The sequence below is a fragment of the Nostoc sp. genome (assembly GCF_036917355.1).
GTDB lineage: Bacteria > Cyanobacteriota > Cyanobacteriia > Cyanobacteriales > Nostocaceae > Nostoc.
On sequence record NZ_JBALDP010000016.1, the window covers coordinates 30,103 to 54,935 of the forward strand.

Sequence of the window (24,833 nt, forward strand, 5' to 3'; positions counted from 1 at the left end):
TTACCTTATTCTGTCAACTCCCCAAATTGCTGACGATAACGCTCAAGTTGCTTTTGCGCTAATTCAAGCTGTTCTTCTGGGGTTTGATAGCGCTTTCCTTGTTGGTCATACCAATACAAAACCTGACGCTGGATATTACCAGATACGTATTGCCCTCTACCAATTCCCAAACCAATTTCTGGCATCCAAAAGGGTTCACCAATTTGCAATTGATAGCTACCATCTACTAAGCGATAAACTTCAAAAGGTTGGTGACAGTCTCTTTGCCAATACTCTGGATTGTAAATAATGTAGTACAGTACTCCTAACTTGGCATAGGTGTCTAATTTTTTGTCATATTCTCCACCTGGAGTTAAGGAGACAATTTCTAAAGCCAGGATAGGCACAATGTTGTTTTCTTCCCAAACAACATAGCTTTTACGAGATTTGCCTTCCTTGCGGCGTTCTACACCTAAGCTCAAAAATCCGCCTGGCACAATCGGCACAAGTGGACTAACCCCTGTGGTATGGTAAACGCCCATATCCACGCTGAAAAACCAGTCATTACGGTTTGCCCAAATATATTCCAGCAAGAAGAGAAGCAGGTTAGGAATAAAGTTTTGGTCTTCGTTATCCACAGGAGTATCGTCTGAACAAGGAAGTTCAGCACTACTAGGCAGAAATTGACGAGGGTCTGATTTCACCATAAGTAATGATGGTGCTGATGTTACCTTAATAACTTTTATTCTAAACGATTCGACGCGGACGATATACTCTAGGTAAAATTTCTAAGCTTTCTAAGTTAGTAGCGATGAAGAATAGCTCAAAAGCTTGCCTATATTCAACAGGAAGTTGACCAAGATACAGCAGATGCAATTAAGTCTCGATTGATCTGCACTATCAACAGCATGTAATGAGTGAAATTCTAGTTTCTATCATTCTAATTATGGAAAATTAATATAAAAATGATAAATCTACAAATTGGCTCTCCTTCAGAAACAATAATAGATGCGAAGAAATACTGGAACGCTACTGGTATTTATCTAGAAATAGGGGCAACTTATAAATTTGAAGTAGAAGGAGAACAGTTTTGGTGTGATGCATGGATTAGAAGTGATGCAGATGGGTATACACAGCCGTGGCTAAGTTGGGCTGAGATGTTCCGCAGAAAACCAAACGAAAACTGGTTTTCCCTAATTGGAAATATTGGTCAGTCTGGTGAACAAAAGTTTTTAATTGGGAAGAAGTTGGAGAAGTATAAAGCTACTTCAAGTGGGGAGTTGTTTTGTTATGCCAATGATGTTCCAATAATGTATTTTAACAATCGTGGTACTTTAAGTTTGACTATTACGAGATTGAGCTAATTGAAGAATTCAGAAGTCAGAATTTAGGAGTGGAGCCGGAGACGCTGCGCTATCTGTTAGTCGTACAGAATTCATTCTGTAGCTTGCTTTCCTGAAAGGGTATCCTGACTCCTAAATTCTGTTCTATAAAAGTCGGGAAAAAAGTCGGGTTTACAGAATCTTGTCCGAAAACTCCAGCAACATAACTGTAAAGTAATTTATAGTTGTCCCTAAAATCTGAACTACCCTCGTCGTTACACAATGGACGCTGAAGCAGCATTAGCATGGTTAGATGCCATAATTCCCCCTCAGACTGGGGAACGGTTGAGCGATTTGCAAAAAGTGATTCTTGTGCAAGTTTGGTTGGGTAGAAAATACTTGGATATCGCTCATGCTTACGGTTGTACGGAAGGACACGCCAAGGATGCTGGTTCTCAGTTATGGAAGCTGCTTTCTAAGGTATTGCGAGAAAAGATTACCAAAAGTAATTGTCGCGCTACTTTGGAGCGAGTTCTGAGAAAAACTACTGCAATATCATGCAGTCTGATTGATTACTCGCGATCGCCCCAACCCACCCCAAAATTAGAGGATACCAATTTTATTGGACGAACAGAAGCGATCGCTCACCTGAATACTTTGGTAAATCAAGGCTCGAAAGTCATTGTTATCCAAGGTGAGGGAGGCTTAGGCAAAACCACTCTAGCGCAGCAATATCTCCATCAGGGGTTTGATTTGGTTTTGGAACTGCTGATGGCGAAGGAAACGCAAAATATCACTCCCGCTGAACGAGTTGTAGAGGAATGGCTTAAACAAGATTTTGACGAAGAACCTGGGGTAGAATTTGGGGTAACTTTGGCGCGACTCAAACGCCAACTCCACAATCGGCGTATTGGGGTGTTAATTGACAATCTCGAACCTGCATTAGATCGACAAGGTGGGTTGATTGCTTCTCACCGCAACTATGTAGAACTATTGCGGATTTTAGCTGATGCTAGAGTGCAATCTGTCACCTTGATTACTAGTCGCGATCGCCTTTGTGAACCTGGGTTGAATGTGAATCACTATCGGCTTCCTGGTTTAGATGAAAGCGCATGGCAACAGTTTTTTACCAACCGAGGATTAGCCATCAATTCGCCAACTTTGCAAATCATGCATCGCACTTATGGCGGTAATGCTAAAGCAATGGGAATTCTCTGCGGTTCGATTCAGGAAGATTTTGACGGTGATATGGCTCTTTATTGGCAAGAAAATCATGCCGATCCGTTAGCCGCAACCGACTTAAAAAATTTAGCAGTTAGTCAAATCAATCGTCTGCAAGCCCTCGACCCTCAAGCTTATCGCTTGCTTTGCCGTTTGGGATGTTATCGTTACCAAGATATACCCACCATCTCATCACAAGGGTTGTTTTCTTTACTTTGGGATGTTCCACCTGCTGAACATCGCCAAATTATTGCCTCCTTAAGAAATCGGTCTTTGGTGGAGTGTGAAAAAGGTGAATATTGGCTGCATCCGGTGATTCGTGCAGAGGCGATCGCACGTTTACGCCTCACCGATGAATGGGAAACCGCCAACCACAAAGCCGCAGAATTTTGGACAGCTAGTATTAAACAGATTGAAACCTTTAAAGATGCTTTGCAAGCTTTAGAAGCATATTATCACTATATAGAAATTCATGAATTTGAGTTGGCGGGTAAGGTCATTTTAAAAAGCAGAAATAATCAATGGCAGCAGTTTTTGCCTCTTGGTAGTACGTTGTATCGCATGGGTTTAATTCAACCGATACTTGCAGCAATTTATCGAGTTGTTAATAATCTGGGAAATGACCAAAATCTCAGCGAACTTTATAATATACTGGGCGATTTATATTGGATAACAGGTAAAATTAGTCAGGCGATTGCTTGTCAAGAAAAGACTATTACACTCGCAACTCAAGCACTCAAATCACTTGTACCTCAGCCAGAAAATAAACATACAGTTTACTATCTGAGGATGCTAGAGGTAGATTCTTTATTAAGTATTGGTCTTTATCAAATAGATTTGTGGGAACAAGAGGCGGCCGCAAAGTTATTTCAACAGGTAATTTATTTAGCTCAAAATACCGAGCATCATCGCTGGGCAGAGAAAGCTTCAGTTTGTTTAGCTTTGGTGTATTCTTATTTAGGTTTGCGCGATCATTCATATCAATTAGCAGATGTAGCGTATCAAAATATTACGAAGGAAAAACTGGTAGAACGAACTGGGAGATTTGTCTATTTCATGCAAATTTTAGGTCAAACATACGTCAATTTAGGCGAATCTTCTCAGGCAAATCAGATATTCCACCAAGCTTTGACTTTTGCTGAAGAAAGTCATTATATGCAGGTAAAAGCAAAAACACTCAATGGTTTAGCAGAAATCCATCGGCAACAAACAAATTTTGCATTAGCTATTGCTAATCATACAGAAGCAATCGAACTTTTGGACAAAATAGGTGCTAAATGCGATCTAGCTGAAGCTTATTTTCAATTGGGTTTAACTAATCAAAGGATGTCAAAAATTGATGAAAGTCAAATAAATTTTGAGCGAGCAATTCAGCTATTTACTGAAATCAAAGCACCGAAACAAGTTGAAAAAGTTTTAAAGTGTGCTACTCAAATCTGTGTCACCAGTCGTAGATTGGAAACGATGTAAAATCTTTGATTTAGTAGACGGCTCTGCAAACAAATCAAAGTAAATAATTAAAAGTTGACTCAAGGACTTGGTGCAGTCCATTGAGAAGCGGTTTGATCGTACTTCCCTTTTATGGTTGCAGCGCGAGGACGAGCTGCTGCTAAAGCCGCTAGCTCATCATCTTCCGAGGTATAGTCTCCAAAATCTACACCTAATAAACCACCATTACCTAAAATTCCGATACTCTTCAAATGATCCTCAATATTATCTAAATCAAGAATGTCAGAGTCATCATTACTTAAAGTTCCCATCCACATAATCCAAATATCTTTTTCTATTTGAGCGACTCCAGGTTTAGTAGGGTCATAAGCCAAAATAGAATTACCAAATGCACTCATCGCAGTTGCTTTTTGTCTCAACTCGCTAAAGACACTTGCCATTCCATTAATGCGATCGTTCATGGTATTAGTTGCTGTTAGTATATCTGCTGGTGAATATGACGATGCACCACCAGCAATTTGTACCCTGATTTCTGCAATTAATCGCTCAAGAATAACAGTATTTTTATGTAAATTTGCTAATACTTTATTGGTTTGCAATGCACCACGATACATTGATGCAACGTGTTCCCAAATATTACTTCGCAGCATATCCGGTGAAAGACCGCTAGGTTGTAAATCACTGCCTCGCGTTGTTATGGCGTCTGATACAGCAAGAGCTACTGCCGAAGACGCAGCTCCTTGTAAAAATGAAGAACCGGCTGCTGTACCTGCATCAGCTAGCGTGAGAGCAAACCATCCGGCAGCAGTAGAAGGAGCAATATAGGCGGCGGCAAGACCTGCTAAAACACCTGTTCCTATTCCTAAAAATATTCCTCTCCAAAGAGTTTGATTTTGTGCTTCCGCTCTTCCTTGACCAATTACTCTTGAGTAATTGCTGTAAGCCATATCGTAATTTATGGAGAAAATTCTTAATTTTGTACTGATTAAATCAGTATTTGCTACAGATAAATCTACATAAATACTACCTAAATTATGACAAGCATCAATTAATCTTGCATTAGCTTCCGTCAGTGGCAGTTTTGTCGAAAGTTCTGTAACTATTGGGTTTTTTGGCGCTCTCTGCAACACATCTCTTTGCAACACTCCACCTTTCTGTTGTACTACATGAGCCAACTGATTATTCCCTGGCGATTTCCTTTGCCCAAAGTAAACATCAAGAGGCTTCGTTTGCACTTCTTCCTCTTGAATCTGTTCTTCTGGTGTCATCTGCGGTTGCATCGCAGTATTAGGAATTGACATGACTCGATTAGCCACCCTATCGGCTTCCTGCTCATACTGGTCTCCTGGTTCTCCAACAGTCAGTTTTGCTTGTGGACGACGCAACGCTATGCTACTAATGTCGTGAACAGGCTTTTTTTTGATAGCTTGTGATTCCCAAGATTCTTCGCCAGCAGATTGTGCAGCTTGCAGGTCGGTTGATACTTCAGAGGATGCTTGGATTGGAGCTTTCTTTGCGATGTCAAAGCCGCGCACTGGATTCGCCAGCGTTGGAGTTGTTGCTGAGAGCAGCGACGGATTTGAAGTGGATGTATCTGCTTTCTTAGACCCAAATATGCGATCGCTCATCTCACATCCTCAAGCATATTTTTGAATCAAATTATACAATTTGTTGGGTGGCGATCGCTATCGACTTAAGTATAAATTATTCTTTGTCGGCAGTGGCTCTGTGTGAGCGAGACTTATAATCGTAGAAACCTACTAACTGCTGAGTACCGAATTCTAAGTTATGAATGAGTAGGGTGGGCAGTGCCTACCCTACAATTGTTTTATATAGATGGCTGAGGAAAGAGTTCTCAGTTCTGGGGGTAAAGTATTAAATACTTGTTACTACTCAGCACTCAGCACTCAGCACTTAAAAATGAATTGGGTTAAGTTAGATTGATCTTGTCAAACGAGAAATTATTATGTCTTCTGCTCAAGATTTAGGAATAATTTTAGAAGACACACCAGAAGATGTTATATTTCCTCCTGGTGATTTATACAGTGATGAACCACCTTTGGAAACAGAACTTCACTTGCGGCAAATACTGCTGTTGATTCAGTGTTTGGAATGGTTGTGGCAGGAGCGTCAAGATTTTTACGCTTGCGGTAACATGACGATTTATTACAGTCCGCATCAGCGTAAGTCTGAGCAATTTAGAGGCCCCGATTTCTTTGTAGTTTTAAATACCCAACGCAAAATACGCAAAAGCTGGGTAGTTTGGGAAGAAGATGGCAAATACCCAAATGTGATTGTAGAGATTCTTTCTGACAAAACATCTGCTACTGATAGAGGGTTGAAAAAGGAAATATATCAAGATATTTGGCGGACTCCTGATTATTTTTGGTTTGACCCGGTAAGCTTAGAATTTAAAGGATTTCATTTATTAGATGGTCGTTATCAAGAACTGCAAGCAAATGAAGCAGGTTGGTTATGGAGTCAGCAATTGCAGTTATATTTGGGAGTTTATGAATCAAAGTTGCGGTTTTTCACTCCCGATGGACAACTGACACCCACGCCTGAAGAAGTAGCACGCCAAGAACAGCAACAACGTCAACAAGCCGAGCAACAACTTGCTCAAATGGAGTCCATGCTTGCTCGCTATCGGGAAAGATTTGGTGAATTACCAGAGTAATTTTGTTTGCTATGGTAGTTGGCGTAAATACAGCCTGTCCTAGAAATCGCTCACAAATTTTACAACCTATCAAGCTGCCAGTGTTTTCGACTAAGGTGGAAATTTTAAAATCACATCCACCCGCCAACTTCTGCATCAGTCAAGGGTTTCTCTAACTTACTATATTCTGTTTGAGCCGCCCGCAATACATGTTTCATCTGCACTGTTTCCCCAGCATCGGCAGCCAAAAAAGCTGCATTTAAGGCTATATTACGAATATTACCCCCAGCGACATTGAGCCGTGCTAGTTGCAGAGCATCTAAATCTGCGGTTGGGGTTTCGGCTGGAAAGACGCGTCGCCAAATCTCGGCTCGTTGTGTTGTATCGGGGAAGGGAAACTGCACTACAAAGCGAATCCGCCGCAGAAAGGCTGTATCAATTGCACTCTTCAGGTTAGTAGTCAAGATTGCTAGACCTGGGTAACTTTCCATACGTTGCAATAGATAGCTAACTTCTATATTGGCATAGCGATCGCGGGCATCTTTAACTTCACTCCGTTTACCAAATAAAGCGTCGGCTTCATCAAATAACAAAATCACTCCACCTTGTTCTGCGGCATCAAATACCCGGCGCAAATTCTTCTCTGTCTCGCCAATATATTTGCTGACTACCGATGATAGGTCAATCCGATAGAGGTCGAGGCGTAATTTCTGGGCCAGTACTTCTGCCCCCAAGGTTTTACCAGTGCCACTACTACCTGCAAATAGAGCGCTGATTCCCAATCCCCTAGCACTTTTGCCCCCAAAACCCCAATTGTTATATACAGTACTACGTTGCCGCACATGAGCCGCGATTTCCCGGAGAACTTGTTTCTGCGCTTCTGGCAATATTAAGTCATCCCAATCACCAGATGGCTCAATCCGTTGGGCGAGTTCATCTAAGCGCGGACGTGCTTGCACGCGGCAGGCATCCCATAAAATGCTAGTGATATCGGTTTCTGGTGTTTGTGCTAATTGTCCTGCGGCTTCTGCACAAGCAGCGCGAATGGTTGCAGCACTGAGGTTAAATTGATCCACTAAGGTTTTGACTTGCCCATTCATTTGCGATGCACTCGCCCCTAGTGCATCTTGCCAAACTGCACCTTGTTCTTTGCTAGTTGGTTGATGTACGTCAAAATTAACTACTAGGCGTTGTGATAAGCCAATCCGTTCCCGACTTGTGATTATTAAAAAGCCCTTTGTGCGTTCGATGAAACGAGCGATCGCATTCAGCCGCGCTGTATCATTAGTATCCAGTTCGTTGCAGTCTATGAGTAAGGCACTCTTACTTAAAATTGTCTCGCGAGTCCACAGGCGGATGAGATTATCCAACTCGCCAGGTGCTAAAGGAATGACTTGTGCAGGCATTACCCACAAGCTTAAACCCTGAAGTTGACAAACTGTGGCGGCAATGTCACGTTTACTGGCAGTTTCACCACTAGATAACTGGACAATTGGCAAGCTATTAACCTTGTAAGCTTGTGACCAAACTGCTGCGACTCGCTCTGCTAAATCTTGGTGTGAGGGTACTAAATCGCTAACCTCTGGTAATGGCTCAATGATACCAGCTAGCCGTTCGTCAAGATATTGAATCCCCGTGAGATAATGCAGAATTCGTTCGTCAATTCTCAAGGGACTGAGAGTTAGGGAATGACCATCACCAATTTGAATTAACCGCCAATAACGTAAGGGAGCATTTGGAGCGATCGCATCCCAGTGGACATCGGGTAAAGCTGCCAAAGCTAAACCCAAAGTTGGGTAAGCTCGTTGTGAATCGCCGTGAACTATGGCACACAATTTGGCAAAATCTCCATTTAATTCCATACCTGCACACAACAGCAACAGATCGCGCTCAAAGGATGAGAGGCGAAACATTTTGCATATTCTCTCCAATGCCGATGGTGCAGGCATAGCAGCAGTGGCTTCCTGTAACGCTTGCTGTAAATGCTCTTGGTGGTTCTCTTCAGATTGATTTTGCTCTTTTGCTGTGTGATTTTCCAAAATACCACGCACTACAGCTAGAGCTGCTGATAGATAGCGGTAGTTTGCCTCATCCCAATTGTGATTAATTGTCGTAGCATTCATAAAATTGTCACCTGTGGCGAATCATATTCCCCTAACTGATTTTTGTGAAGTGGACTTTCGGCGCCATCTACCCGCGCCCGGACAATATAAGTTCCTGGTTTGACATTTTTGACCGGAATCGCGATCGCATCAGTGTCTTGGGTTGGTGGTGCAACTAAGAAAGAGTAAGCTACTGGATTATCACCTGATACCTCATTGAGTAGCAAAACTACCCGCTGTGCCTTACCTACTTTCGGCTGAAATTTAACGGTAATTTCTGCTGTGCGTAAATTCTCACCACTATTTTCTACTTGAGTGACGAATGCTGTAATTGTTGGATGTAAGACAAAAGCCGCCACGTTTGATTCAACTAAATGATTCGTTTGACCTACATTGCCCATTGTCAAATGTACAACTTGCACACCCTGTATGCTTGCGTATAAATCTGGCGGGACTAACAAGCTGATTTGCGTTTCTTTTACTTCTTGAGGTACTAGTAATGTCTCCGTATTACCAAAACGAACTCGTGTGATCTCACCGCGTAACCGTTTACCACGAATTACTAATGTTGTACCTGCAACAATTATTTGTTCAGTTTTGGCCGGAGCTATAACTTGCTCTATATTCGGTTGAGACAAGGGCATCATGTCGAAACTTTCAGATTTGTCATTGCTACTCTCAATCAATACCATTGATGCCAAATAGGTAGCTGAAGGTCGATAGTGTGTTTGTAAAGCAGACCATAACTTAGAAGTTTCTTCCATGTTAAAAAACTCTGGAGTCAATTTTATCTGCCCAATTTGTTCAGCTAAAGCGGATACAGACACACTTGCTACAGCTTGCGAAAAAGCACTTGAGGTATTGGTTGTAGATGCATTTATCAAAGTATTTTCAATAATATCAGATGCGATCGTTGGTGTTTTGTGTAATAAATGCATTGCATAGCCGAGTAAAAGCTCTGCCTGAAAATCCTTGGCTCCGTAGGCTGTGAGTAAGTAGTGGAGATCGAGAGCTAGTGGTGGAATCTGAGAGCGTGGGTTTCCATTAATCCGTGAATGCCTGCTCCGAAATTCTTGAGATACCCAATCAACATTGCGATTCTGCGTCACTTGATAGAGAAAAAGGTTGATTTGGGCACGCTCATCAGCTTCAACTGAAATTCGATCCGGCGGTAGGGCAGTTACAATCACATCACCAACACTAGCAGCGATCGGATCGCTGACTAAACCATTTTCCAGCAAGACTTTTAGTACTGCTGTCACTGCGGCTATCGAGAGCACATTACTCATCCTCGTTCCTCATGGCAATAGCACATATTAATCATGTACGCCAGAGTACATTAATAGAATATATTTTGCAAAACTTTAAGTCCTGTTGTAGCCAAGACTATCAGCACGGCAGACAAAAGCGCGTTGTCAACTATTAGTACAGTATGGCGTAAATCCACCTAGTATCTCAATTGAAAAGACTCGATAACGATCAAAATCACCTTGTTAGAAGTAGGAAAATTTCCACTTAAAGCTACCTGACGTACTTTAACAGTAGAACTTTTTAAACATCCTTTTAATTAAGGCTTTAAATAATTAAAACTAAAGTGCCTATGACTACTAACCCAGTTCCTAAAATTATCTTCCAGCTTAATGTTTCTCCCAAAAAAATAACTGAAAACAATAAAACTAATACCAAGCTTGATTTATCAATTGGTGCGACAAGTGAAGCTTTTCCTGCTTGTAAGGCTTGGAAGTAAAAAATCCATGATAACCCTGTAGATAGTCCAGATAATAATAAGAAAATCATGGTTTTTTGGGATATAGCTAAGATATTAACTACGTTCCCCTGAAAAAATACAATCCCCCAAGCAACTACTAAGATCACAACAGTTCGGATTGCTGTTGCTAAATTAGCATTCACATTTTCTATCCCAATTTTGGCAAAGATAGTTGTCAATGCTGCAAAGCCAGCTGACAATAATGCATATATCCACCATGTTGTGGCGTTGCTTTCCATCTTAGCCTCCTGATTAGCTAGTCAAAATTAGCAGTGTAATTTAAGAAGAGTGTTAAATTCAATTACTTGTCTGTAAAGTTTGACTTGCTAGGTTCGTAGTTTACGCTCTACCGTTTTACTCTTTTAGTTACTCAGTACTACTGAAGCAGACGATTCTCGTCGAACTTGCGCTAACTTAATATCAGGAACAAATTTCAACTGCTATTAGGTCTAAAGTTTTAACATTTTATCAAATTTATCGCATTACTTTAAGTTACTAATATGTTAAGCTGAGTATAATTAGATAACTACTAGTAGCATATATTACTAATATTCATCTAAGTTATGAAGCAATCATATTTGTAATACTAGTATTATCTCTGAATAAAGTTAACACTTAAAGTAACTAGGATGGGTTGCCCCAGATGAAATCCCCACCTTCTTCTAATTCTTGGAATGGTCGCTTCGTCGGTGATAATCAGCGATACCGTTTAGACAGACGGTTGGGCGGGGGTGGCATGGGAGAAGTTTTCCTAGCAACGGACACCCGTGTTGGTCAGCAAGTAGCGTTGAAGTTGCTCAAAGATACGCTAGTCGCATCACTCGAAATGAGAAAGCGTTTTGAGCGGGAGGTGGCAGTTTGTGCTGCTTTGCAAAGCGACCACATTGTGAAGATTAGTGATTGTGGTGTAACCCCGGAAGGTTTTCCATTTTACGTCATGGAATATTTGCGGGGACAAACGCTCAGGCAATTACTGCTGCGCGAAAAGCGGCTGTCTGTTGAGCGGACGGTGAGGATTATGGCGCAAGTTTGTAAGGGTTTACAGCTTGCCCATCAAGGAGTGACTCTCCAACGGGATGGCGGCAAAACCACTGAACACATTCAGGTAGTTCACCGCGACCTGAAACCAGATAATATATTTTTGATGCCGACAGATTTGGGAGAGTGGGTGAAGGTTTTGGATTTTGGTGTTGCCAAAATTCGTAGTGAATCTTCAGAAAATTCCAATATTACAAATATAACTAGTACATTTATCGGTACATTTCGTTACGCACCTCCCGAACAAATCCAAAGCGATCAAAACCTGGATGCTAGAGGTGATATTTACAGCTTAGGGATTATCCTTTATGAAATGCTGAGTGCAGCCGATCCCTTTGGAATCAGCATTAAGGGTAGTCATGTTAGTGAGGCTTCTTGGGTATTAGCTCATGCTTATGAACCACCGAAACCACTGCGCTCGCAACCAGGGTGTGAGCATTTACCCGTACAATTAGAAGCCGTGGTGATGAAATGCCTCCACAAGAACCCAGCCAACCGATTTGCAACGGTAGAAGAACTAAATCAGGCTTTGCAAGCTGCTGCCAAATTTGCCACAGAATCTAGCGTACCCGAACAAATGACTGGGCGATCGCAACCTTCTTCCAATCAAGGCTCAAATCACGAAACTATTCCCAGACAATCGAACGACGATACTATTATTCGCCCTCCATCTGCTTTCAATCAAGGTTCAAATCACGAAACTATTCCCAGACAATCGAACGACGATACTGTTATTCGCCCTCCATCTGCTTTCAATCAAGGCTCAAATCACGAAACTGTTCCCAGACCATTTAACCCGATTGAGCAATATCAATCTGAGCAAACCGTTCCTCCCATTCAGGCTGGACAGAACCAAGGCTCGAATCACGAAACCGTGCCCAGACCATTTAATCCAGTTGAGCAAAATCAACAGAGTCCTGTGAATAATCCGAACGCCAGCAAACCTGATGTGACGTTATATCAACCACGACCAGGAGCTAATCAAGGCGGGCAACAAGTACCACCAGATAAGACGTTGTTTCAACCGCGACCAGGAGCTAATCAAGGCGGTCAACAAGTGCCACCAGATAAGACGTTGTTTCAGCCGCGACCAGGAGTTAATCAAGGTGGTCAACAAGTATCACCAGATAAGACGTTGTTTCAGCCGCGACCAGTATCTAATCAAAGTAGACCACCAGTGCAACCAGATGTTACCTTGTATCAGCCACGACCTGCGTCTAATCAACGCAGACCACAAGCGCGAACGGATGACACTATTTACCAACCAAGGCTAAGTGAGCAGCTAACTACGAGAATTACTCCCAATTTCTTGCGAATCGTAGGGGTGGTGTTGGCTATTGGGCTGACTTTAGCAGTAGTAACCTATATATATACCCAATTGCAATCTGGTAAACAGCCAAGCAACCAGCAAAATTTACCTAACAACGATCAGCGCATTTAGAACTAATCAGCTATATCTGGTTAAAGACTTATCAAGGCCGCAGAGGGCAGGGATTTTTGGGCTTTCTGTATAGATTAGCGAATTATAATCAATACGCTTGGGTTAAGGGCTACTGGCAAAAATTTTGGGTTTTCGAGACGCGATAAATCGCCGTCTCTACAAGTGTTTTGGTCTTATCTGAACTGTATTGAATTATATATAACTTATTAGCCGAATATAATATCATTGGGGCACGAGGATTGTTGTGCCCCTACCATGTGTTGCAAACGACATTCCTTAACTATAATTCATCCCAAACCACGGGAAAAGAATAATCTGAAAACGCGGAGAAATTACGATTTTCGGTGCGGGTTTCTTCATCTAGAACTTTGACAACTTTGTTATAAATGTCTTGTGCTTGTTGTGGGGAATCACCAATGCTGGTTAATCCCACCTTGCCAAACTGCGAAAGGCAACCCATAAGATGAAACACTGTACCCGTTTCTGTACCGCTGTCAAAGTGCAGTCTGTGGTGAGCAATGATATCCATCAAATCATTTGGTAATAATCCCTGATAGCGCTCTTTTTGCAGATTATCAGTGGCAATGTAATATTTTGGACGACCCTGTTGACTATAAAATAAACCCGTGGAAAGGTCATAGCGGCCGTTCGTTAATAATTTCAGGGTCATGAATGGATGAGTTGTACCGCCTTTACGCAGGTTAATTTCGATCGCCTGAATATCCCAGTCTCCATTACCTTTGTCAACGGCGATAAAATCTACACCAAACCGCTCTAAAGTGCCTTTATCTGCTAGCTTTCTGCCAACTTGAAGTCCCAATTGCTGTAATTGCAATCGATATCTTTCATCAGCAGGAAAGCTGCAACCAAGATAAATTTGACCGTCTGGTCCTCCGAGAATTTGGTCGTGAGTTGAAAGGATTTCCACTTCGCCTTGGGGTGTGATCCGTCCTTGAACGCTGGGCGATCGCTTAATTTCCCCTTCCACAAATGCTTCGGTAATTGCGCCTAATTCCGGGATTCTTCCCGAAAAATTATCCCACGTCTCTTGTTTTGCTTGAAAGCGCATCGTTGAAAAGCGATCGTTAATTGCTGCTATCCTTTCGGCATGAGTACCAATGTTTGGTGCTAAATTCTCAATCGGTCTAAGATCCAACAATGCATTCCCCTCGCCAGAAATGCCCTCGTTGAGTTTTACTACTACCCGTTTTAATGTTGGTTGGCGTTCCCACAAATCAACGGTAGCTTCTGCCAAATCTGTGGGGTTCCAAATTTTTTCGCTGCCATCTGGATGCGGTACTCCGCTTTCTTTGAAGATTTGCCTACTGCCACTTTTTGTTCCCCAAATCTGTAAATCTGGCGCAGCAGCATACAGTGGTACACCTAATTTTAAAGACAATTCGCCTTCCCAGTGCGAAGAGTTGTAGCAGATCATAAATGATTTGTCTAGCCTCAAAGATTTCTGAATCCGCTCTAGCAACCGAGGACGTTCTAAAATCTTTTGACTCAGAGGCTTAAGAGAGGAATCGTAAGTAGAAAGTAACAGCAAGCGATTGCGAGCATGAGAAAAAGGGATACCTGGCAAGAGCTGCAAATAATAATCAATGATACTTGGATGCAGCGGTACTGATGTTACATAAATCAGCCGAGTTTGGGGATTCCGCAACCGAATTAAGGAAAATAGTAATCTTTCTTCATAATGTTCGCAGCCTTCGATCTTTTGGAGTTCGCGCTGGTCGAGACTCAAGGAGGGAATAATTAAAATATCCGCTTCGCTATTATCAAATAGTTCGCTCGTTTTCCAGCGATCGCGCAGGGTTAATTGTAAGTGGCGAAACTTTTCAACCTGTTCTAACTCGGAAATATTTAATGTTGCCATAACCCCTGCCCTCTAATGATCTCAATGTAGCGCACCACGCACCCTTTTGGACGATGTATAGTCGCCGCGTCAAGATTCAGGTAGTTTTGTAAAAATTTTCCGGAAGTCCGCAAGGATCGATCGAGCTATAGGAACCTACAAATCGTTGACTTATTTAATTTCTTTTCCCTCTTAAGGTTGACTTAATTGCTGCTTACTTTACCTCTAGGGGGCGATAAAGTACAGCAATATAATAGTTAACTTGAAAGCAGATGAAAATGATAAATTCTTCATCACATTAGAGTTGTGTACTTATTTTCATGGTCAGGCGTGAGGATAGATAATGTAATTTGCGTAGAGTTGCTGGAATAAGTAAGTTTGGCAAACATCCAGGATATAAATCCCTAAAATTGCAAATGGCTAGTGAGAGTCAAAGCAAAAAATAAACCTTGGGTTGAATTTTCGATCCAAGGTTTAGTTATGAAATAGGAGAAAGATGGAGTGTTAACTAATTCCCAATGCCCCTTTCTCAATACCCATTCAACATTCAATTACCAAGGTAAAACAGATGGCTAAATCAAAAGAACCAAAAGAGAAAAAAGAGCAAAAATTACAACCGCCACAGGAACAAGAAGCACCAGGTGTTGAATCAGAAATGACACCAAAACCCAAAGCAGATGATGCTCAGTATCGCGGTAGTGGTAAGTTACAAGATAAAGTAGCATTGATTACGGGTGCAGATAGTGGGATTGGTCGTGCTGTTGCGATCGCATTTGCAAAAGAAGGTGCAGATGTGGCGATCCTTTACCTTAACGAACACGATGATGCCAAAGAAACAAAACATTTGGTAGAAAAACAAGGGCGTCGTGCAGTAACCATTGCAGGTGATATTGGCAATGAAGCTTTTTGTCAGCAAGCCATACAGCAAACAGTTGGTGAGTTTGGCAAACTCGATATTCTCGTCAACAATGCTGCTGAACAACATCCAAAAGAAAGTATTGAAGAAATCACCGAAGAACAACTAGAACGAACTTTCCGCACTAATATCTTCTCGATGTTTTTCATGACTAAAGCTGCACTCAAGCATTTGCAAGTAGGCAGTGCTATCATCAATACCACATCGGTAACAGCTTATAAAGGTAGCCCACAACTACTAGATTACTCATCTACGAAAGGTGCGATCGTTGCTTTCACTCGCTCCTTATCAAAAAATTTGGTATCCAAAGGAATTCGGGTTAATGCTGTCGCACCAGGGCCAATTTGGACACCTTTAATTCCCTCAACTTTTCCTGAAGAGAAAGTTGAAACTTTTGGCAAACAAGTACCAATGGAACGAGCCGGACAACCAGAAGAAGTTGCTCCTAGCTACGTATATTTAGCTTCTGATGATGCTTCTTATGTCTCTGGACAAGTGTTACATGTCAATGGTGGAGATGTTGTCAATGGGTAATTAAAATAGTTAAGAGTTATGAGTGAGGAGTTAGGAATTAAGAGTTATAAACAATATATTTTAAATTTACAAGTTTTAACTCCTAACTCTAAACTTATAACCCTTAGCTTTTAACTCCTAACTCTAAACTTATAACTCTTAACTCTATCTTCATGGTCATCCATTGGAGGGATGATTTAATGTCGAAATATTGATAGCCTATCTAACAGCGTACATTTAAGAAATAATAACTACGTTTATGGCATCTCTTACACCACTGCATGGCACAGAATTAGTAGATTGTGCTAGAGCAAATGCCAAGCAAGGGATTGAAACCGCTGCTTATCAATGTGGCTATGGTCAAGACCTTAACAAATTTGCCCAAGAACTCAGACAAGCTTGTGAAGAAATGAATTTGCAAGTGAAAGAACTCAGCGGATTGATTACTGAGCAGGACTTGATATTGCAATTAGGTACTGGCGAAATTGTTGCTCCAGACACGGAATCAGAATTGTAAAAGTTAAGTTAGTCATTTGTCCTTTGTCATTTGTAGTGTGTTATTCACTAATGACTAATGACTAATGACTTTTTTCATAACTTTAAAATTACCCGCGCCAAATTGAAGTAAATCAAAACACCTACGACATCAACTGCTGTGGTGATGAATGGTGCTGACATTAATGCCGGATCTAAACGAAGATAGCGAAATAGAAATGGCAGTGCTGAACCGGAGATAGAAGCCAAAATAGAAATAGCTACCAAACTAGTGCCTACAGCGATCGCTACTTCTAATCGTCCTTGCAAAAAATAAGCCCAGACAGTAGCGATCGTACCTAACATTCCTCCCAACAATGCCCCAGCGATCGCTTCCCGGCCGATTACCTGCAATGCACCAAGCGATCGGATTTCATCGGTGTTCATCCCGCGAATCACCACTGTGGAAGATTGAGCGCCTACATTACCCCCAGTACCAGTCAACAAGGGGATAAAGGCTGTTAGTGCCACCACTTTTGCTAAAAGATCCTCTTGCGACTTAATAATCGTTCCTGTGACGGTATTGGTTATAAGTAAGACCAATAACCAGACAACCCGTTTCCGAGCGATTTCCAGCAAATTCATTTGAAAATAATTGTCGCCCCCCGACTGTACACCACCACCCAAGGCATAGATATCCTCGGTGGTTTCTTGTTGCAGAATATCAATTACATCATCCACCGTCACAATACCTACTAGAAGCTGTTCTCGATCTACCACAGGCACAGCCAAAAAATCATATCTTTGGATTAATCTTGCAACTTCTTCCTGGTCTGTATCAGTGTAGACAAACACCACATCACGGGTCATAATTTCGCCAATAATTTGCTCAGGCTGAGACGTTACTAATTCCCGCAACGATACAATCCCCGTCAAGCGCCTTGCCGCATCCATGACATAAAGATAATAAATCATCTCACTGGCATTAGCTAAGTTGCGAATTCGCTCTAGAGCTTGAAATATTGTCAAGTTTTCTTTCAGCGAGATCAACTCTAGCGTCATAATTCGCCCAGCTGTATCAGCTTCATAACCCAATAATTGGGCTGTAGCTTGACGTTCCGCTGGACTTAGTTGTTCTAGCAAGCGATTGACGACTTTTGCCGGTAATTCATCAAATAACCTAGCTCGGTCATCCGGCGACATTTGATCGACAATATCGCAGACTTCCTGGCTTTTAAGTTCTTCAATTAACCGTTCTTGAACACTGTAGTCGAGATATTCATAAACTTCGATCGCCTCATCCTTAGAAAGCAAGCGAAAAGCCAAAGCGTGCATCGCTTCTGGCAAACCCTCAATCGCCTCGGCGATATCCGCAGGCTGCACGGGCACGAGAATAGATTTTGCTCCCTGCAAGTCTCCTGCTTCTAGGAGCATTTGCAGCTGAGTCCGCACTAAATCTCGCAATTCCCTACGTGAGAGATTCTGGATGGTAGAGTTTAAATTGTTTGTCTCAGTCAAAGTCCACTTTCCTCAGCCAGTTTGAACAAGGTTGCTGCCCCTAGTCTAGGGGAAAGTGGGAATGTGCAACCTCAAACTTGTAATTTTTCTGACTTGGAGTAAATTCAAAACTTTTGTAAATTAACGAAAGAGTAGGGTTTTGGATGCTGACAATTCTTTGCTCGCGGCGCCTCCATAGCTTCTCTACGAGATGCTTCTCTACGAGATGCTTCGCCAACGCGAACGCTTAGGGCGTAGCCTCTTCTAGAGAAGAGAAACTGTCACATAGCGATTGCCAGGATAATCTACTCACAACAAGGTTACTCAAAAAGTGCGATTGATTATTTCTTAAATTCCAGCAGTAGTCTGTCAAGTTGAAATTGATGGGTAAGCAAGTTCGTAGTAAGGACTGAAGTTCTTATAGCCTAAGCACTTTAGTGCTTACTACAAACTCTTCATTACTATCTTGACAGACTAGTAGAGTGTTCTCTAGCTTAAATGCATGACTGGTGAAGCTTTTGCAAAGTTTTTGTTCCACTGATTTTAGGTTATTACTATATTTCTGCTAGTTCTGGTAATAAAGAGATAAAGTAATAGTCAAGATGAAGTATGGATAAATATTAGTTTTTTAAATCTTTAAATATTAAAATTTTTCTTTATCCAATTTTTATATAGTTAATGAATCTGTAGATAAAATACATTAAATTATCCGGTAATTTGGCAAGTTTTACTTAAACATCATCAAAACTTTTGTATTCCTTTAAAAAAGAATATATTAATGTGAATATTTAAACAAAATTCCATAAACAAGATAGACATAACACCGCTATCTATTGTCAAATATGTAGAAGTTAAAGAATACTTAAGTAATCTATGTAAAGTTATTGCATTTGACTAATTACGCATGTATTTGCTTTATTGAGCATTGCTTGCCTTACTGAATATGGATCTGCACATCAGTGAAATTTAGAAGGTCTCCAAAACTCAGTAATTTTTTGAAAGCAAACAAAGACTAATATGTTCTTCAAGTAATTATTCATAATTAGTAATTTATAAAAATATATTTATAAGCCAATCAATGATTAGCCGATCGATATATTTATATCAAACTTTATGATGCATTCTTTGTTGAAATATTCATCAATGCAAAACTAATCCTGAAACCTTAATTATGGCATCAAATCAAAACTTATCAACATCTGTAAGCCCAGTAATTACGACTAAATCATCTCTAGAAAGCATTAACCAAGGGCAAACCAGCATTTCTGCTCGGTCTAGCCTACTCTCTCAAGGAGATGGACTCAAGGCAGAGTATTACGACAACATCGACTTCACCAACCTGAAGGTAAGTCGTACAGATCCGACGGTGAACTTTAACTGGCGTGCTGGTTCCCCCGATGCGTCGATTGATGTAGATAGCTTCTCAGCGCGGTGGACAGGTCAGGTAGAAGCCAAGTACAGCGAAACTTACAAGTTCTACACCACTGCTGATGATGGTGTGCGACTGTGGGTGAATGGTCAACAAATCATCAATCAGTTTATCGATCAATCTGCCACCGAATCCAGTGGCTCGATCGCACTAGTTGCAGGTCAGAAGTACGATATTAAGCTTGAGTACTACGAAAATAAATCCAATGCTGTTTCTCAACTGCGTTGGTCAAGCACCTCTCAGGCGAAGGAAATCATTCCTCAGTCCCAACTGTATAGTAATGTCAGCACACCTAGTAGTGGTGGTAGTAATGGCAACGGACTTAAAGGAGAGTACTACGACAACATCGACTTCACCAACCTCAAGCAAACTCGCACAGATCCGACGGTGAACTTTAACTGGGGTGCTGGTTCCCCCGATGCGTCGATTGATGTAGATAGCTTCTCAGCGCGGTGGACAGGTCAGGTAGAAGCCAAGTACAGCGAAACTTACAAGTTCTACACCACTGCTGATGATGGTGTGCGACTGTGGGTGAATGGTCAACAAATCATCAATCAGTTTATCGATCAATCTGCCACCGAATCCAGTGGCTCGATCGCACTAGTTGCAGGTCAGAAGTACGATATTAAGCTTGAGTACTACGAAAATAAATCCAATGCTGTTTCTCAACTGCGTTGGTCAAGCACCTCTCAGGCGAAGGAAATCATTCCTCAGTCCCAACTGTATAGTAATGTCAGCACACCTAGTAGTGGTGGTAGTAATGGCAACGGACTTAAAGGAGAGTACTACGACAACATCGACTTCACCAACCTCAAGCAAACTCGCACAGATCCGACGGTGAACTTTAACTGGGGTGCTGGTTCCCCCGATGCGTCGATTGATGTAGATAGCTTCTCAGCGCGGTGGACAGGTCAGGTAGAAGCCAAGTACAGCGAAACTTACAAGTTCTACACCACTGCTGATGATGGTGTGCGACTGTGGGTGAATGGTCAACAAATCATCAATCAGTTTGTCGATCAATCTGCCACCGAATCCAGTGGCTCGATCGCATTGGTTGCAGGTCAGAAATACGACATTAAACTTGAGTACTACGAAAATAAAGGCAATGCCGTTTCTCAACTGCGTTGGTCAAGCGCCTCTCAGGCGAAGGAAATCATTCCTCAGTCTCAACTTTATTCACCAGTTCTTCAGACCGCTATCACCTTGGGATCGTCTTCGATGACTGTGAACGAAGACAGTAATAGTGTTACCGTTAAAATACTTAGGACTGGAGATTTAAGTAGTACATCTTCAATCAAGTATGCAACTATCGCTAATACTGCTACAAAAGGAGTTGACTATGGAAGTGAAGGCGTTGAAAGTGCTGGAATACTTACTTTTGCGCCGGGACAAAGCAGCACGGAAGTATCCATTCCGATCAATGAGGATTCCTCGATAGAAGCAGATGAAACCTTTAATTTTGTCATCGATCAGCCAGAGGGGGCAACACTTGGAGTCCAAAGAACTCTTGGAATTACGATTCAAGACAACGATCGCTCCGGCCTCGATTTCAGTCAGCCAGTAGTCAGTGAGGGTGACGGTACTGCTAAGGTGATAGTTACACGGGGCAACGCTTCGGCGGCTGCTAGCGTCAACTACATAACCCAAGATGGGACTGCTAAAGCTGGATCTGACTACCAGGCTGTATCTGGAAGCTTGAGTTTTGTAGTCGGACAAACCAGTAACACCATTGTTATCCCCATTCTTAATGACAACGTTGGGGAATCAAATGAAACATTTACTTTGAATTTCAGTAACCCAGTTGGAGTGCAGTTAACTAATCAACAGACAAGTATCAGTATTATTGATAATGACTCTGGTAACTTTGCTTTAGATACGGTAGCTTCTGGTTTGAATCAACCTACAGCTTTTGAATGGGCACCTGATGGTAACAGTATGTTCATTGCCCAGAAAAATGGGGTAGTGCGAGTCATGAAAAACGGTACCTTATTATCCACACCATTTACTGATATTCGCGGACAGGTAAATGATACGCGCGATCGCGGTCTTTTAGGCATTGCCGTACATCCAGATTTTGGCAAAAGTCCAAACGGCAACAACTATGTTTACCTTTTGTATACTTACGATCCACCAGAAACTAATACAAGCAATTCTAAGAACAATCCCAATAGCACATTAGACGATCCCGATCAGAATGGGAATCGGACTGCACGCCTAAGTCGTTTTACAGCTGACCCCAACACTAATTACACTACTGCTATTGCTGGCAGCGAAGTTGTACTACTTGGCACAAATGGTACTTGGGCGAATATTGTCAAGCCCGATGGAAATAGTACAAATGTCTCACTTGGCTATGCACCATCAGGAATTCTCAACAAAGATACTGGTAAGCCGTTTACCAGCTTGCAAGATTATCTCAATAATCTCGATAAAGTCCAAAATGTCCAGAATTTTATAGCCAATGATAGTGAATCTCATTCAGTTGGTTCTGTGCGTTTTGGTACTGATGGTTCTCTGTTTGTGAGCTTAGGAGATGGTACTTCCTACAATGGAGTAGACCCCCGAGCAATTCGCGTCCAGGATAAGAATAATCTATCCGGCAAGATTCTGCGGATTGACCCGATTACAGGTCAAGGCTTATCAAGCAATCCTTTCTACAACGGTGACGGCAATAGCAATATTTCCAAAGTTTATGACTTAGGTCTGCGTAACCCCTTCCGTTTCACAATTGATAAAAAGACGAATACTCCCGTAATTGGTGATGTTGGCTTCGGTACTTACGAAGAGGTCAATATCGGAAAACCAGGAGCTAACTTTGGCTGGCCATTCTATGAAGGTGGACTTGATGCAAATGGTAATGTCGTCAGTCTGAAACAATCAGTCTACGCTAATTTAGATGCAGCAAAAGCCTTCTATAATAGTGGCTCATCTGTTACAGCACCACTGTACACTTACAAGCATTCTGGTTCTAATTCGATCCTTGTGGGTGACTTTTACACAGGTAATACTTTCCCTTCAATCTATCAAGGTGCCTTATTCATTGGTGATTTCAGTCAAGGAACTATCGATGCTTTGATATTAGATAGTCAAGGTAAAGTTACCTCAGTTAAGCGGTTTGCTTCCACAGCAGACAGGCCTAATCTAGGACTGCCTACACAAATCACCACTGGCCCTGATGGTAATCTGTATTACGCAAACTTGATCGGAGGCGAGATCGATCGCTTCCGACCTGTTTAGAGATGACTTGAAGGAGGCAGTGTTTCGACTACGCTCAACAACCAAGCAAGAGGCAGGAGGCAGGAGGCAGAAGTAAATCTGATTTTGACTCCTGTACTTTATACTTCATCTAGTTGAAAACTGCTGTATCAGTTATCAGTGAACAGTTATCCGACTGTTCACTGATTTTGATTAAGATAACTTTGTCAGAAATCCCAACAATTTTTTGGTATTTGATGTTAAAAGTGTTCGGCGATAAGCATCAGCAGCTTTTTTAATCGCTTCAGCTTGAGTGGGATAAGGATGAATTACACTGCTTAACTTGCTCAAACCGATTTTATTCACCATTGCCGTAGTCACTTCTGAAATCATCTCACCCGCGTGACTGGCGACAATAGTTGCACCGATAATTTCATCAGACCCCTTTTTATGGTGGATTTTGAGAAATCCTAACTCTTCACCATCTGCGATCGCTCGGTCTACACTATTAAAAGGTATGTTGATGGTCGTCACCTCAATCCCCAATTTTTGCGCCTCGTGTTCGTATAACCCTACATGGGCAATTTCTGGATCGGTATAAGTTACCCAAGGCATCACCAAACTACTGAGTTTCGAGCGTCCCAAGCCAAAGGGAGAAAACAGAGTATTTTTAATTACAATCCGCGCCGCGGCATCAGCAGCATGTGTAAACTTCCAGTTCATGCAGATATCGCCAGCTGCATAAATTTTGGGATTGCTTGTCTGGAGGTAATCATTTACCTTCACGCCTTGGTGCTTGTCATATTCTACACCCACAGCTTCTAAATTTAGATTTTCGACATTTGGCGATCGCCCCGCACCAACTAAAATTTCATCGACTGTCACCGAATCTCGATGACCGTTAGAGGAAAAGTAAAGGCGTTTCCCTTCGGTGACAGTTACCACTTCCTCCAATTTGGAATCGAGTACTACGCGAATTCCTTCGTTAATCAAAACCTTTTGGAGAATTTTAGCGGCTTCAGCGTCTTCTTTATTCAGGAGATGAGAACCGCTATGGAAAAGCACCACCTCACAACCCAAACGCCGGAAAGCTTGCGCTAATTCGCAACCAATGGGCCCGCCACCAATCACCGCCAAACGTTCCGGTCGTTGAATTAAGGAAAAAACCGTCTCATTGGTTAGATAACCCGCCTGTTCAATTCCTGGAATCGACAGTTGCGCAGCTCTTGCACCAGTCGCAATTACAGCTTTTTTAAACTTGAGGGTTTTGTCGCCAACTTCCACGGTATTTTTACTTGCAAATCGACCGCTACCCAAAAAGACATCAACACCCAATGAAGAGAAGCGCTCCGCCGAGTCGTTAGGGCTGATATCAGCCCTTATCCGCCGCATCCTGGCCATAACTTTGGGAAAATCAACATCAATATTATGTTGGGGAATATTAACTCCTAAACCTTTAGCATCCCAGATTTCGCCAACGACGCGGGCAGAGCGAATAATAGTTTTAGATGGTACGCAACCAACATTTAAGCAATCTCCACCCATGAGATTCTTTTCAATTAACGCCACCTTTAAACCTAAATCTAGACCCGCAGCACCCGCCGCCACCACTAATCCCGCCGTACCAGCACCAATTACTACCAAGTCGTAAACATCGGCGGGTTGAGGATTAACCCAATTTGGCGGATGGACGTAAGACACCAACTTTTGGTTATACTCGTCTATTGGACGAACTGTGACTCTCTCGAATTCAGAATTGGTCATTGGCGAAACCTCTTTTAAGAATTGAAAATACTAAAGTCAACATAAATTCGGAGACTGGTGTCCTTTATTTTGAATGATTGTTTAATAAGAATTACATCTTTGCACTGTTTTATCAGTTTGAGAATTGACAAATAATCTGCTCTACTGAAATAGCAGGAAGTTTTTAAACGCATAGGCGCAACTCTTGGAGACGCTACGCGTAGCTTGCTTC

General features: G+C 41.9%; 15 protein-coding genes. 7 read left to right on the top strand and 8 right to left on the bottom strand.

Annotated elements, in window-relative coordinates; translation table 11 throughout:
* Positions 1-5: 5 nt before the first annotated feature.
* Positions 6-686 (bottom strand): Uma2 family endonuclease, encoded by a 681-nt coding sequence (locus V7K53_RS04690; RefSeq protein ID WP_335196471.1) that lies wholly within the window; start codon positions 684-686, stop codon positions 6-8.
* Positions 687-944: 258 nt separating this feature from the next.
* On the opposite strand from V7K53_RS04690, the gene V7K53_RS04695 reads away from it, so the two are divergent.
* Both V7K53_RS04695 and V7K53_RS04700 read left to right on the top strand, forming a co-directional pair.
* On the top strand, positions 945-1,343 hold the full coding sequence (locus V7K53_RS04695) for a hypothetical protein (RefSeq protein WP_335196472.1): 399 nt from the start codon (positions 945-947) through the stop codon (positions 1,341-1,343).
* A 240-nt stretch (positions 1,344-1,583) separates the two neighbouring features.
* Complete coding sequence (locus tag V7K53_RS04700) at positions 1,584-3,992, top strand: tetratricopeptide repeat protein (protein WP_335196473.1); 2,409 nt, start codon at positions 1,584-1,586, stop codon at positions 3,990-3,992.
* Positions 3,993-4,051: 59 nt separating this feature from the next.
* On the opposite strand, the gene V7K53_RS04705 is transcribed toward V7K53_RS04700, so the two are convergent.
* Positions 4,052-5,599 (bottom strand): hypothetical protein, encoded by a 1,548-nt coding sequence (locus tag V7K53_RS04705; protein ID WP_335196474.1) that lies wholly within the window; start codon positions 5,597-5,599, stop codon positions 4,052-4,054.
* Positions 5,600-5,937: 338 nt separating this feature from the next.
* Between V7K53_RS04705 and V7K53_RS04710 the strand changes: the two genes are divergently transcribed.
* On the top strand, positions 5,938-6,648 hold the full coding sequence (locus V7K53_RS04710; protein ID WP_335190080.1) for a Uma2 family endonuclease: 711 nt from the start codon (positions 5,938-5,940) through the stop codon (positions 6,646-6,648).
* 110 nt (positions 6,649-6,758) lie between these two features.
* Here V7K53_RS04710 and V7K53_RS04715 read toward each other — a convergent pair whose 3' ends face one another.
* The 3 genes from V7K53_RS04715 to V7K53_RS04725 all read right to left on the bottom strand — a co-directional run bounded on the left by V7K53_RS04715 (position 6,759) and on the right by V7K53_RS04725 (position 10,736).
* On the bottom strand, positions 6,759-8,750 hold the full coding sequence (locus V7K53_RS04715; RefSeq protein ID WP_335196475.1) for an ATP-binding protein: 1,992 nt from the start codon (positions 8,748-8,750) through the stop codon (positions 6,759-6,761).
* A complete protein-coding gene (locus tag V7K53_RS04720; protein ID WP_335196476.1) occupies positions 8,747-10,018 on the bottom strand; it encodes a DUF4255 domain-containing protein in 1,272 nt (423 codons plus the stop codon). The genes V7K53_RS04715 and V7K53_RS04720 overlap by 4 nt, the downstream gene beginning before the upstream one ends.
* A 286-nt stretch (positions 10,019-10,304) precedes the next feature.
* Positions 10,305-10,736, bottom strand: a complete 432-nt coding sequence (locus tag V7K53_RS04725) for an EamA family transporter (RefSeq protein ID WP_334876874.1) — start codon at positions 10,734-10,736, stop codon at positions 10,305-10,307.
* A gap of 404 nt (positions 10,737-11,140) precedes the next feature.
* Between V7K53_RS04725 and V7K53_RS04730 the strand changes: the two genes are divergently transcribed.
* Entirely contained in the window at positions 11,141-12,976 is a 1,836-nt protein-coding gene (locus tag V7K53_RS04730; protein WP_335196477.1) for a protein kinase domain-containing protein, read from the top strand.
* Between the two features lie 280 nt (positions 12,977-13,256).
* Here V7K53_RS04730 and V7K53_RS04735 read toward each other — a convergent pair whose 3' ends face one another.
* Positions 13,257-14,855 carry a peptide ligase PGM1-related protein gene (locus V7K53_RS04735; protein ID WP_335196478.1) on the bottom strand — a complete coding sequence of 533 codons (1,599 nt, stop codon included), beginning with the start codon at positions 14,853-14,855 and terminating at the stop codon, positions 13,257-13,259.
* A gap of 547 nt (positions 14,856-15,402) precedes the next feature.
* Between V7K53_RS04735 and V7K53_RS04740 the strand changes: the two genes are divergently transcribed.
* Together V7K53_RS04740 and V7K53_RS04745 are read left to right on the top strand one after the other, a co-directional pair.
* Complete coding sequence (locus V7K53_RS04740; RefSeq protein WP_335196479.1) at positions 15,403-16,284, top strand: SDR family oxidoreductase; 882 nt, start codon at positions 15,403-15,405, stop codon at positions 16,282-16,284.
* Positions 16,285-16,522: 238 nt separating this feature from the next.
* Positions 16,523-16,780: a hypothetical protein gene (locus tag V7K53_RS04745; protein WP_292731336.1), complete on the top strand. Its 258-nt coding sequence runs from the start codon at positions 16,523-16,525 to the stop codon at positions 16,778-16,780.
* A gap of 74 nt (positions 16,781-16,854) precedes the next feature.
* Here the strand turns inward: V7K53_RS04745 and mgtE are convergent, their stop codons facing one another.
* Positions 16,855-18,255 carry a magnesium transporter gene (gene mgtE, locus V7K53_RS04750; RefSeq protein WP_335196480.1) on the bottom strand — a complete coding sequence of 467 codons (1,401 nt, stop codon included), beginning with the start codon at positions 18,253-18,255 and terminating at the stop codon, positions 16,855-16,857.
* A 1,150-nt stretch (positions 18,256-19,405) separates the two neighbouring features.
* Between mgtE and V7K53_RS04755 the strand changes: the two genes are divergently transcribed.
* Positions 19,406-22,900 carry a PA14 domain-containing protein gene (locus tag V7K53_RS04755; protein ID WP_335196481.1) on the top strand — a complete coding sequence of 1,165 codons (3,495 nt, stop codon included), beginning with the start codon at positions 19,406-19,408 and terminating at the stop codon, positions 22,898-22,900.
* A 171-nt stretch (positions 22,901-23,071) separates the two neighbouring features.
* Here V7K53_RS04755 and V7K53_RS04760 read toward each other — a convergent pair whose 3' ends face one another.
* Positions 23,072-24,622 (bottom strand): mercuric reductase, encoded by a 1,551-nt coding sequence (locus V7K53_RS04760; RefSeq protein ID WP_335196482.1) that lies wholly within the window; start codon positions 24,620-24,622, stop codon positions 23,072-23,074.
* Positions 24,623-24,833: the final 211 nt, after the last annotated feature.

Bases quoted from the DNA above. Each gene is read 5' to 3' on its own strand.
- V7K53_RS04705 (WP_335196474.1), bottom strand. From the start codon at position 5,599: ATGAGCGATCGCATATTTGGGTCTAAGAAAGCAGATACATCCACTTCA.
- V7K53_RS04725 (WP_334876874.1), bottom strand. From the start codon at position 10,736: ATGGAAAGCAACGCCACAACATGGTGGATATATGCATTATTGTCAGCT.
- V7K53_RS04740 (WP_335196479.1), top strand. From the start codon at position 15,403: ATGGCTAAATCAAAAGAACCAAAAGAGAAAAAAGAGCAAAAATTACAA.
- V7K53_RS04735 (WP_335196478.1), bottom strand. From the start codon at position 14,855: ATGGCAACATTAAATATTTCCGAGTTAGAACAGGTTGAAAAGTTTCGC.
- V7K53_RS04755 (WP_335196481.1), top strand. From the start codon at position 19,406: ATGGCATCAAATCAAAACTTATCAACATCTGTAAGCCCAGTAATTACG.
- V7K53_RS04715 (WP_335196475.1), bottom strand. From the start codon at position 8,750: ATGAATGCTACGACAATTAATCACAATTGGGATGAGGCAAACTACCGC.
- V7K53_RS04745 (WP_292731336.1), top strand. From the start codon at position 16,523: ATGGCATCTCTTACACCACTGCATGGCACAGAATTAGTAGATTGTGCT.
- V7K53_RS04720 (WP_335196476.1), bottom strand. From the start codon at position 10,018: ATGAGTAATGTGCTCTCGATAGCCGCAGTGACAGCAGTACTAAAAGTC.
- V7K53_RS04695 (WP_335196472.1), top strand. From the start codon at position 945: ATGATAAATCTACAAATTGGCTCTCCTTCAGAAACAATAATAGATGCG.
- V7K53_RS04700 (WP_335196473.1), top strand. From the start codon at position 1,584: ATGGACGCTGAAGCAGCATTAGCATGGTTAGATGCCATAATTCCCCCT.
- V7K53_RS04690 (WP_335196471.1), bottom strand. From the start codon at position 686: ATGGTGAAATCAGACCCTCGTCAATTTCTGCCTAGTAGTGCTGAACTT.
- V7K53_RS04710 (WP_335190080.1), top strand. From the start codon at position 5,938: ATGTCTTCTGCTCAAGATTTAGGAATAATTTTAGAAGACACACCAGAA.
- V7K53_RS04730 (WP_335196477.1), top strand. From the start codon at position 11,141: ATGAAATCCCCACCTTCTTCTAATTCTTGGAATGGTCGCTTCGTCGGT.
- V7K53_RS04760 (WP_335196482.1), bottom strand. From the start codon at position 24,622: ATGACCAATTCTGAATTCGAGAGAGTCACAGTTCGTCCAATAGACGAG.